Genomic DNA, 10,115 nt, shown 5'->3' with positions numbered 1-10,115 from the left:
AGCGCCGATGGTACTGCGACCGGGAGGTCGTGGGAGAGTAGGACGTCGCCGGACATTCACACTGTTAAGGGCCACCCACACCGGGTGGCCCTTAATGTTTGTGCCTGTATTTTTGTCTGAGCGTCAACACCTCGTACGACCGATAGGAGTCACCGTGGCTACGCCACCTCGCAACCCTCGCTCTGGCCCGGGCGATCGCTCCGGCCGTGGTTCGTCCGGCGGTGCCGGCCGAGCCGGCGGTGGGCGTTCCGACTCCACTGGAGGCGACCGCTCAGGCGGCGGCTTCAGAGGCGGGTCTGGCGGAACAGGCGGCTCCGGTAGCCGCGGCGGCAGCAGCTCGGCTGGCCGCGGTGGTAGCTCGTCGAGCCGTGGTGGTGCGCCGCGCACCGGCGGTAGTGGCGGCGCCCCGCGTACTGGCGGTACCGGTGGCGCTGGCGGTGGTGCTCCCCGTAGCGCCGGCAGCGGTCCCCGTAGCTCGAGTTCGTCCCGTGACGACCGGTCAGCTCCCCGTCGCGACGACCGTTCTGGTCCTCGTCGGGATGACAGGTCGGCTCCTCGCCGCGACGACCGCTCCGGGCCGCGCTCGGACGACCGTTCCGCGCCGCGTCGTGACGATCGTTCGGGCCCGCGTCGGGATGACCGCTCCGGAGCGCGTTCGGATGAGCGCGCGCCGCGTCGGAACACCAAGTGGGACGACAAGAACACCGGCGGCGAGCGTGACCCCTTCCGCGGTCAGTACCCGTCGAGCGGCCGTGATGACCGGTCCGCCCCTAGGCGTGACGACCGCGGCTACCAGAGCGGCGATCGCTCTGCCCCGCGGCGCGACGACCGTGGCAGTTATCAGAGCGGCGATCGCTCTGCCCCGCGGCGCGACGACCGTGGCAGTTACCAGGCCGGTGAGCGCGGCGGCTACCAGGGCGGCGATCGCTCCGCGCCGCGGCGTGATGAGCGCGGTGGTTACCAGAGCGGCGATCGCTCCGCGCCGCGGCGTGATGAGCGCGGTGGTTACCAGAGTGGTGAGCGGTCTGCGCCGCGTCGGGATGACCGTGGCGGCTATCAGGGTGGCGAGCGGTCTGGGCCGCGGCGGGAAGGGCCTACTGGGTACCGGGGTGGTGAGCGGACCGGTCCGCGCGGGGATGACCGCGTGGGTGAGCGTTCGGGGCCGCGTCGGGACGACAGGACTGGCTATCAGGGCGGAGAGCGCTCTGGGCCGCGCCGGGATGACCGGGGTGGACCGCGGCGGGATGACCGTGGCGGACCGCGTCGGGACGAGCGTGGTGGACGGCGTAACGAGCGTGGTGGCCGTGGCAGTGGTGCGAGCCGGCACGATGAGGAGAAGGTCGGTCCGCGCAAGGACGACCCGGTCATTCCGGCCGGGATCACCGGTGCTGAGCTTGATCGGTCGGTGAAGGCCGAGCTCCGGTCGCTTCCGCGCAGCCTGGCGGACCTCGTCGCGCAGCACCTGGTCGCTTCCGGCCGGTTCCTGGACGACGATCCTGAGCTGGCTTACCAGCACGCCAAGACCGCTCGACGGCTCGCGGCGCGCCTGGGCGGCGTACGGGAGGCTGTGGCTGTTACTGCGTACTTGTCCGAGCACTATGACGAGGCGTTGACCGAGTTCCGTGCGGTGCGGCGGATGACGGGCAACCACGAGGTGCTGCCGACGATGGCGGACTGCGAGCGTGCGCTCGGCCGGCCGGAGAAGGCGCTTGCGCTGTCGCGGGAGAAGCAGGTCAAGGATCTCGAAGAGGGTTCGCAGATCGAGATGCTGATCGTCGCGGCCGGGGCCAGGCGTGACATGGGCCAGACCGCGGCGGCGATCCAGACGCTCGAGGTTCCTGAGCTGACCAAGCGGACCCGCGCCGACTGGTTGCCGCGCCTGCGCTATGCGTACGCCGACGCGCTGGCCGAGGCTGGTCGGACTGAGGACGCGCTGGTCTGGTTCCACCGCGCCGCCGGTGCCGACCAGGACGGCTCCACGGGTGCCGCCGAACGCGCCGCCGAGCTGGAAGGCCTCCAGTTCACCGACCTGGACGACGAAGACGACTACGTCATCCAGGAAGTCACCGACGAGGACGAAGCAACCGCTGAGGACGAAATCACCGACGAGGACCTGGCCGCGGCCGCGGATGCTCTGGACAAGACCGCAGACGACCAGGACGACGTTGTAGTGGATGACGCCCTGGACGGCGAGGTCGACGTCGCATCCGACGCAGGAGAGGACCTGTCGGCCGCCGCACCTGCAGACGAGGTCGAGGACAAGGTCGAGGACGAGGACCAAGAGAAGCCGAAGGACTAGCAGCATCTGAGCGGCCCGGACAGGCCGGTGGGAAACCACCGACCCGTCCGGGCCGCTCTTGCATGCTCGGGCTCGTCTGCCCGCCGCCGCGCGGCGGGGTGGCAGAGCGGTCGGGTGGGATGCCGGGGTTGGCGTGGCGGGTGGGGAGTGTGCGGGGGCGAGGAGAATGGGGGGATGGTGGAGAGCGTGGGTCCGGGGAGAGGTGTCGGCGAGGGCGCGAGTGGGGTGGAGCGCCGATCGCTGGCTGGGGTCGAGGGCGTGGGTGGGGTTGAGCGCCGACTGTTGCCTGCGGTGGAGGGCGGGGCGGGTGCTGAGGGTGAAGAGGTGCTGGTTGGGGATTTGGTGGCGGCCGCTTTGGGGAAGGGGGCCGGGCGGTTGAGGCGGGCTGTGGGGATGGTGGAGAAGGGGGAGGACGACGCGATTCATCAGGTGCGGGTGGCTTGCCGGCGGTTGCGGAGTGATTTGAAGTTGTTCCGGAAGGTGCTGGCGGGGGATTGGGCCAGGGACCTGCGGACGGAGCTGGCCTATCTGGCGGCCAGTTGTGGGGAGGCTCGGGATCTCGAGGTGATTGCGGAGCTGGTTCGGGAGAGTGCGACCAGTGAGGATGATCCGGATCACGTGGCGACGATTCTGACCACGTTGACGGTCGGGCTGGAGCGGGCGGCCGCACAGTCCGCCGAGGTGGTTCTGGGGGACCGGACCGCCTTGCTGCTGGACGATCTCGAGGCGGTGGTGGCGGCGCCCGAGCTCAACAAGAAGGCGGCGAGACCTGCCGTCGAGGTGCTTCCTCAGTTGCTTGCGTCGGCTGAACAGACGTTCGCCGCCGCGGCCGACCAGCTGAAGCCGTGGACCGAGGACGACGACTGGCACGAGGTGCGGTTGCTGGCCAAGCGCGTGCGCTACGCGGCCAACACGGCCGCCTCCGTCCTAGGTGAGGAAGCCAAGGAGACCGCGGCCCACGCAGCGAAGTACCAGGAACTGCTGGGGCAGCATCAGGATCACTGCGCGGCCGCGGATGCCCTCAGCACGCAGGCGCGGGACGCTGCTGACCAGGGCGATGCCGAGCTGTTGTTCTCGCTCGGCCGGCTCACCGAGCGGCACCGCGCGGCCCGCAAGCCCCTCCGCGAAGAGTTCCTCGGCCTCTACCACCGCCCCTAGGACCTCAGACGAGGTGGGAATGGAGGCGAGGTAGCGACGAGGCCGCGAGCGCCGTTGCCAGCAGGATGCGGGCCTTCGAGGTGGGTACAGGGCCTGCCATCACCGCACCCGCTTGGACCAGGGCGGCGCCTCCGCCGGAGCCGTAGATGGCCGCAGTGGGACCGCTGGCGCAGCGGCTGGTGACGAGGACAGGGATACCCGCAGCCGTCGTGGCGACGACCTCCTCCAAGAGCCCTGGCGTGGGATTGCCTGCTCCGAGAGCCTCCAGAACAACCCCACGGGCACCCGCAGCGCGGCAAGCCGCCAGCTGTACTCCGTCCGCTCCGACATACGACGGCACGACGTCGACTCGCGGCAGCGACTGAAGGTCCCCCAGCGCGAAGCCAAGAGGTCTGATCGGCCGCGACCAGAAGCGCACCACCCCACGGCGTACCTCGCCGACCGGACCGCCGTTGTACGACGCGAAGGCGTCCGGTGCGAGCGTCTGCACCTTGACCGCCTGGCGAGCCGCGTGGATCCGCCCGGCCATCACCACCAACGGTCCAAGCCCTCGCGCAGCAGGTGAAGCAGCCACCTGTACTGCGTCGGCCAGGTTCCTCGGGCCGTCCGAGTCGGCCTCACCCGCGTGCCTCTGCGCACCAGTCAGCACCACCGGCGCCTGCCGATCCCCGGGAGTCAGCAGATCCAGCAAGTAGGCCGTCTCCTCCATCGTGTCCGTGCCGTGAGTGACGACCACCCTGTCGTGGCGGCCGGCCTCGTCGAGGATCTGGGTGACGAGTTCCAGGAGGTCGGCGACCGTGAAGGAGAAGCTGTGCCGGCACACCAGTTCTCGGACGGACACCGGCTCTGGGAGCTCCGCCATACCGACGACGAGGGCGCCACCACCGACAGCAACGCTGACAGCGCCACCTACACCGGCGGCAGAGGCGATCGTGCCGCCGGTGGTGAGGATGCGGACGCTCACTGGCTCTCCAGGCGAAGCGCTGCCACCGACAGGGACCTGGCACGCCGCCCGACCAGGTAGTAGAGCCCACCCGCCACCACTGATCCCGAGAGCCACGAGAAGTCCGTGTTGTTGAACACAGTCGCCACCGGACCTTGCATGGCAGGCACCAGTCCGAACTGCCAGGACCACCCGGCCGCCAACCCCAGTGCCAGGCTAACCAGCGCCCCGACGTTCCACAGCCCGTACTGCGAGTCGGCGGCGTACAGGCTCGGGACGTGCAGGCGGCCGCGACGGAGTACGAGGTAGTCGACCGCGACGATCGCCGCCCACGGGGTGATCCAGACCAGGATCGACACCATCCAGTTGTCGAAGGCGTGCGCGAAGCTGTCGGCGCGGACGAAGACCACCAGGACGCCGGACGCCACCAGACCGGCCGCCAGCGTGATCTTCCAGCGCGCCACCTTGATGCCGATCGACAGCGCGGCCAGCGAGCACGAGTAGAGGTTCAGGATGTTCGTCGCGACCGGGCCGTGCATGATCAGCAGGAGGACGGGCAGGGCCATCGCGCCGAAGGTGCTGATCACCAGGGACGACGGGTCGCTCCCGGTGCCCGCGCTGGCCAGGCAGGCGCCGAGTGCGGCGAGCCAGACGGTCGGCACGTACATCCCGAGCGCCGAGGCCCAGAACACCGAACGGCTGGAGGCTTCCCGTCGAACGAAGCGGCTGTAGTCGGCGGAATAGGGCAGCCAGGTGAGTCCCCAGCCCACCCCGATCGCGGTCATCAACTGGGTCATCGCGGTGAGCTTCGCGCCCGGGTCGACCGCCGTCGCCGCCGTCCAGTGCAGCTCCGCACGGCTCAGAGCCAGCACGGTCATGACCGCCATCACCAGCACGGTCACGGGCACCGTGTACTTCTCGAAGGTCCGGATGGCGTAGAAGCCGTACAGCGCGAGGGCGAGCTGGACGACCATGATCACCGCGGCGACCAGGTACTCCACGGCCACACCGCCACGGACCCCGAGCTTGGCGAGGACGGCCATCACGAGGTCGAGGACCACCCAGGTGTTCACGCCCACCCAGGCCATCGTCAGCAGGCACTGCACGATGCCGGGGATGATCGCACCGCGCCGGCCGAAGGGCGCCCGGCCGAGCACCATCTGGTTGACCGCGGTGCGATGACCGATCACGTTGAACAGGCCGAAGACCGCGCAGCCGATGAGGTTCCCGCCGGCCACCACCAGGAGGGTCTCCAGCAGGCTCAGTCCGAGAGTGATGCCGAGCGCGCCCAGCACCCAGTTGATCGGCGCGAGGTTGGCGCCGGCCCAGATCCAGAACTGCTCGTGCGGGCTGGAGTCGCGACCGGACGGTGGGATCGGCTCGACTCCGTGGGCGTCGAACGGGACGGCTTCGGCGGTGCTCATGGCGGCCTCCAGGGGGTGGTGGCCTGCGACACACAAGCCACGGTGATGGCTCAGAAAACCAGCCGGACCTCCCCGGGGTCAGTGGACAGATCTCTAGTGAAATGCAGCTCGGGTGGATATCTTCACAGCATGCTGACCCTGGCCACGCTCCTGCAAGACCCGTCCCTGGAGCTCGAGCTTCTCGTCGCGGGCACCGACGGCAGCCTGGACGCAGCGGCCCTCTGGGTGCACAACACCGAGCTGCCCGATCCGTCGCCGTACGTGCGCGAGGGCGAGATCGTGCTGACCAACGGCCTGTGGCAGGAGCAGACCGCCGCGGCCGACTTCACCAGGAACGTACGGCGGGCCGGTGCCGCCGGCATCATCTTCGGCCTCCGCGCGCAGACCCCGGAAACCCCGCAGGCCTTGGTCGACGCGTGCGAGGAGCTGGGACTGCCGCTGCTGGAGATCTCCACCAGGGTGCCGTTCACCGCGGTCACCGAAGCGGCCTCGGCGCTTCGTGCGGACCAGCGCAGGGACGCCCTGGTGGGCATGGTGAGGCGGGGAGATGCGCTGGCCCAGGCGATCTCCCACGGCGCCGGCGCTTCCGGAGTACTGGCGGTGCTGCGGCGCGAGCATGAGCTGCCGCTGGCGGTAGTCGACCGGATGGCCCGGCCGCTCGCGTCGGCAGGGGCCGAGCTGTCAGCAGAGCAGCGGCGCCTCGTCGCTGAAGGGCTAGCAAGGCATCCGCCGCCGCTGGAGGTCGATCTGGCCGGTGAGCAAGGCAGAGCGACGCTGTTCCTGGTCGGAGCGGTGGGGGACACCGATGCCGCGCTCGTCTGCCTGAAGCCCGTCACTGAGCTCAGTCGTCAGGAGCAGGACGCCCTCGACCAGGCGGCGCGGTTCCTGAGCCTGGAGGTGGCGAAACAGCAAGCAGTACAGGCGATCGAGCTCCGGTTCGCCAGCGAGCTGCTCGACATGATCCTGTCGGGGACGCGGCGCGCTGCCGAGGTACCGGACCGGCTGCGGGCGTTCGGCGTGGACCCCTCCGGTGAGCTGGTGGTGCTGACGACAGCGTTCGCCGATGGCGACGAGTCGACGCTGCCGGGGTTGTCGGAGACAGTGGGCAGCTTCTTCCTGGAGCAGAGCCTCGCAGTGGTTGTAGCCGGCGGCAGCCAGGACGTGGTCGCAGTACTGCAGCGGCCGCGCAAGGAGCTTCACGAGCTGGCAGAGGCGCTGCTCCGCTCGATAGCGCAGCGATTCCCCGGCAGGCGGGCGGTAGTCGGCCTAGGAGAGCCTGCTGCGACAGCACAAGCTCTGCGGCAGCCGCTGATCCAATCCCGTGAGGCATGCCGGGTACTGCGGCGACGCCAGGGCCAGGCGGTTGCCTCGTTCAACGAGCTGGGCACGCACCGTCTGCTCCTCGGCCTCCAGGACACCGAGACCCTGCGCAACTTCGCCGACGGAGTACTCGTACCGCTCAGGGAGTTCGACCGCCGCCGTGACGCCGAGCTCGAGACCACCCTCAAGGCCTTCCTCCAGTACGACGGCCAGTACGCCGCCACCGCCGCCGCGCTCTACGTGCACGTGAACACCTTGCGCAACAGGCTCGCCAAGATCGCCGAGCTGACCGGGCGTGACACCAGTCGCACAGAGGACCGGGTGGACCTCTACCTGGCGCTTGAGGCCGACGAGCTGGCTCAGGGATAGATCGAGGGGTCAACCACCACAGGCGAAACGGGCCGCACAGCCACCGAGGCATCAGCCGACGCCCGTACCGCGAGGTCGCGGCACCGGGCGAACTCCACATCACCACAGCTCTGCGCGTACTCGATGAGTTCGCGCAGAGCCAGCAGCCGCCCGGGTCGCCCGGACAGGAACGGATGCAGGCAGAGCGTGAACAGGCAGTGGTAGAACCGCATCCCGTCCAGCTCGGCCTTCCACAGTTCCAGTACCTTGCGAGGCGACTCGATCACCGAGCCGATCTGCGGAGCCGGGAGATACGCGTACTGCTCCCAGTCGTCCAGGGACCAGTGCACCGGCAGTTCGACCACACCGCCGGCGCTGAGCAGGTACGGCCGGTCGTCGCCCATCAGGGACGAGTCGTAGAGCAGCCCGTGCTCCGCGACCAGTCCAGGCGTCTGCGGGCTCGCCTCCCAGAGTGCTGCCCGGTGGCCGCTCACGGTGATGCCTTGGGACTCGAAGACCGCCAGGGCTCGCTCGAAGTCGTTCCGCTCATCGGCAGCCGTCAGGGAGGTCGGTGGCCGGTGACTGTACGAGTGGTGGGCTACCTCGTGTCCCCGCTCGACGATGCTCGCCGCCAGCCCCGGCCGCTGTTCCGCGACCCAGCCGGGTACGAAGAACGTCGCCGGAACTTCCAGATCGTCCAGCAGGTCAAGGATCCGCGGTACGCCGACGTCGGGTCCGTACGACTGGTGCGACATCGTCGTCAGGTGCTCGGCGTAGTGGCCGCCCTGCGCGAGGATCGGCGACTCCGCGTCCACGTCGAAGGTCAGTGCCGCCACCGCCGCGGCTCCCGCAAGCCAGGTCATGACCTGACAGCCTGCCATGCCCGGGCGCTCGCCAGGGTGACATCGGGATGCAGGGAGTTGCGGTCGAACGCCTCCAAGCCCCGTTCCTCCTCGAGCCGCCGCGGCAGATCCGGGTTGGCCAGGGCGCCGCGGGCGAGCGACAGCAGGTCCGCGTGGCCGTCCGTCAGCACCTGCGCGGCCTGGGTCGGGTCGTGCATGCCGCCGTTGGCGATCACCGGGAGACCGGTGAGCCGGCGAGCGAGCCCGGTGATGGTCTGGCCGCCGGAGAGACGGGCCGTGTCGATCCAGTTCCGGCCTTCGCTGGCGATGTGCAGGTACGACGCGCCCGCGTCCGCGACCGCCGGGAAGATCACCTCGGCGTCGGCGGCTCCACCCGGCCAGCGGTAGACCAGGTCGTTCACCTTCGTCTGGGACAACCGGACCCCGACGAGGAAGTCCGCAGGCACCGCGGCGGCGATCGCGGCGACGATCCGGGTGGTCAGCCGGATCCGGTTCGAGACGCAACCGCCGTACTCGTCGGTCCGCTGGTTCGTGTAGTCCGTCAGGAACTGGTCGAGCAGGTAGCCGTTCGCAGCGTGCACCTCGACCCCGTCGAACCCGGCGACCCGGGCGTTCACCGCCGCGGTCACGAAGCCGGCGACCACCGCGTCCAGGTCGGCGGAGGTCAGTTCGCGCGGCACCGGCCAGGGACCACTCCCGCCGTAGTCCGGCATCATCTCGCCGACTGGCTTGACCGGGGACGGCCCGGCCGTGGCCTCGGAGTACGGGTTGCCCTGGGAGAGGGCGCCGGCGTGCATCAACTGCGCGACGATCCGTCCGCCGGCCGCGTGCACCCGGCTCGTGACGTCCTGCCAGGCGAGCACCTGCCGGCCGGTGACGAGGCCCGGCTGGTTGAGATATCCCTGGCTGTACAGGTGATCCGTGTGGGTGCCCTCGGTCAGGATCAACCCGAACCCACCAGCGGCGAAGCCGGCGTAGTACTCCGCCATCTCGGCGGTCGGTACGCCGTCCGGAGTGGCCGAGACGCGCGTCATCGGCGCGACGGCCAGGCGGTTCGGCAGGTTGAGGTGGCCGAGTCGCAGCGGCTCGAGAGTGGGGTGGGTCATCGGAGATCCTCCAGGACGTCGAGGGCGAGATCGGTCGGACCCGGACCGTTCAGCAAGGTCAGGTCCTGCGGGCAGGACGACACCGCGACGACGCAGTCCAGGTCCGCCCGGAAGGTGATCGAGTCGCCAGGCTTGGTTGCTGCGGGCAATGACTCCAGGGTTCCGTCGGCCGCGACGGGCACTCGCATGAAGACGTTGACGGGCTGCGGGACCACCGGCGTCGCGAGCCCAAGCTCGGCCAGCGCGCCGGTCAGGTTGTCTGCGCAGGAAGGGTGATCCGGTGCGCCGAGCAGGTCGTACCGGGCCCGGTCGCAGGCAGCCATCAGTAGGTCGTGGTAGCCGGGCGACGTGTCCTCGACCAGGGTCAGGATCGGGCGCCGTTCGGTCGTCACGAAGGTCTCGCCGACCGCCGGGAACAACTTGCCCGTGGTGAGCCGGGTGTGCGACGCGCTCAGGTGTTCGGTGGTCTGGCCGCCGGGAAAGGCGAAGAGGTCGCCGACCTGTTGTCCGGCCAGATCGGTGACCCGGACGAACTGGCCGCGCGCGACCCGGACGGCTCGTCCGGCCCGCGCCGGCACGATCGTCCGCTGAGTGGTTGCTGTCATGTCCGGAACTCAACCAGCGGAGCCGCCCTCGGCTCGATGGCCGATCATC

The 10,115-nt window shown here is 69.8% G+C and carries 9 protein-coding genes; 4 read left to right on the top strand and 5 right to left on the bottom strand.

The annotated features are described in order from the left end of the window. The first annotated feature begins 953 nt into the window (after window positions 1–953). From EV648_RS36605 to EV648_RS36595, 3 genes are all read left to right on the top strand, one after another. Window positions 954–1,409, top strand: coding sequence for a hypothetical protein (locus EV648_RS36605; protein ID WP_132300057.1), 456 nt, complete (start codon window positions 954–956; stop codon window positions 1,407–1,409). Beyond that, on the top strand, window positions 1,406–2,299 hold the full coding sequence (locus EV648_RS36600) for a hypothetical protein (RefSeq protein WP_132300055.1): 894 nt from the start codon (window positions 1,406–1,408) through the stop codon (window positions 2,297–2,299). Before EV648_RS36605 ends, EV648_RS36600 begins: the two co-directional genes overlap by 4 nt. A 174-nt stretch (window positions 2,300–2,473) precedes the next feature. Beyond that, a complete protein-coding gene (locus tag EV648_RS36595) occupies window positions 2,474–3,457 on the top strand; it encodes a CHAD domain-containing protein (RefSeq protein ID WP_132300053.1) in 984 nt (327 codons plus the stop codon). A 4-nt stretch (window positions 3,458–3,461) separates the two neighbouring features. On the opposite strand, the gene EV648_RS36590 is transcribed toward EV648_RS36595, so the two are convergent. Both EV648_RS36590 and EV648_RS36585 read right to left on the bottom strand, forming a co-directional pair. After that, window positions 3,462–4,421 (bottom strand): asparaginase, encoded by a 960-nt coding sequence (locus EV648_RS36590; protein WP_158294171.1) that lies wholly within the window; start codon window positions 4,419–4,421, stop codon window positions 3,462–3,464. Beyond that, window positions 4,418–5,824 carry a cytosine permease gene (locus tag EV648_RS36585; protein WP_132300049.1) on the bottom strand — a complete coding sequence of 469 codons (1,407 nt, stop codon included), beginning with the start codon at window positions 5,822–5,824 and terminating at the stop codon, window positions 4,418–4,420. The genes EV648_RS36590 and EV648_RS36585 overlap by 4 nt, the downstream gene beginning before the upstream one ends. 129 nt (window positions 5,825–5,953) lie before the next feature. On the opposite strand from EV648_RS36585, the gene EV648_RS36580 reads away from it, so the two are divergent. Beyond that, window positions 5,954–7,513: a PucR family transcriptional regulator gene (locus tag EV648_RS36580; RefSeq protein ID WP_132300047.1), complete on the top strand. Its 1,560-nt coding sequence runs from the start codon at window positions 5,954–5,956 to the stop codon at window positions 7,511–7,513. Here EV648_RS36580 and EV648_RS36575 read toward each other — a convergent pair. From EV648_RS36575 to EV648_RS36565, 3 genes are read right to left on the bottom strand one after another with little or no spacing between them, the layout of a single operon-like run. Continuing rightward, window positions 7,504–8,355, bottom strand: a complete 852-nt coding sequence (locus EV648_RS36575) for a polysaccharide deacetylase (RefSeq protein WP_132300045.1) — start codon at window positions 8,353–8,355, stop codon at window positions 7,504–7,506. The genes EV648_RS36580 and EV648_RS36575 overlap by 10 nt on opposite strands. Beyond that, window positions 8,352–9,461, bottom strand: a complete 1,110-nt coding sequence (locus EV648_RS36570; RefSeq protein ID WP_132300043.1) for a tRNA-dihydrouridine synthase — start codon at window positions 9,459–9,461, stop codon at window positions 8,352–8,354. Before EV648_RS36570 ends, EV648_RS36575 begins: the two co-directional genes overlap by 4 nt. Further along, window positions 9,458–10,066 (bottom strand): DUF1989 domain-containing protein, encoded by a 609-nt coding sequence (locus EV648_RS36565; protein ID WP_132300041.1) that lies wholly within the window; start codon window positions 10,064–10,066, stop codon window positions 9,458–9,460. Before EV648_RS36565 ends, EV648_RS36570 begins: the two co-directional genes overlap by 4 nt. Window positions 10,067–10,115: the final 49 nt, after the last annotated feature.

Source organism: Kribbella sp. VKM Ac-2568 (assembly GCF_004345365.1).
Classification (GTDB): domain Bacteria; phylum Actinomycetota; class Actinomycetes; order Propionibacteriales; family Kribbellaceae; genus Kribbella; species Kribbella orskensis.
The sequence above is the reverse complement of the archived record's forward strand: the minus strand, read 5'-3'. Positions and strand labels throughout refer to the sequence as shown.

Excerpts from the sequence above, each read along its gene's own strand:
- EV648_RS36595 (WP_132300053.1), top strand. The coding sequence starts at position 2,474 with ATGGTGGAGAGCGTGGGTCCGGGGAGAGGTGTCGGCGAGGGCGCGAGT.
- EV648_RS36585 (WP_132300049.1), bottom strand. The coding sequence starts at position 5,824 with ATGAGCACCGCCGAAGCCGTCCCGTTCGACGCCCACGGAGTCGAGCCG.
- EV648_RS36580 (WP_132300047.1), top strand. The coding sequence starts at position 5,954 with ATGCTGACCCTGGCCACGCTCCTGCAAGACCCGTCCCTGGAGCTCGAG.
- EV648_RS36575 (WP_132300045.1), bottom strand. The coding sequence starts at position 8,355 with ATGACCTGGCTTGCGGGAGCCGCGGCGGTGGCGGCACTGACCTTCGAC.
- EV648_RS36570 (WP_132300043.1), bottom strand. The coding sequence starts at position 9,461 with ATGACCCACCCCACTCTCGAGCCGCTGCGACTCGGCCACCTCAACCTG.
- EV648_RS36565 (WP_132300041.1), bottom strand. The coding sequence starts at position 10,066 with ATGACAGCAACCACTCAGCGGACGATCGTGCCGGCGCGGGCCGGACGA.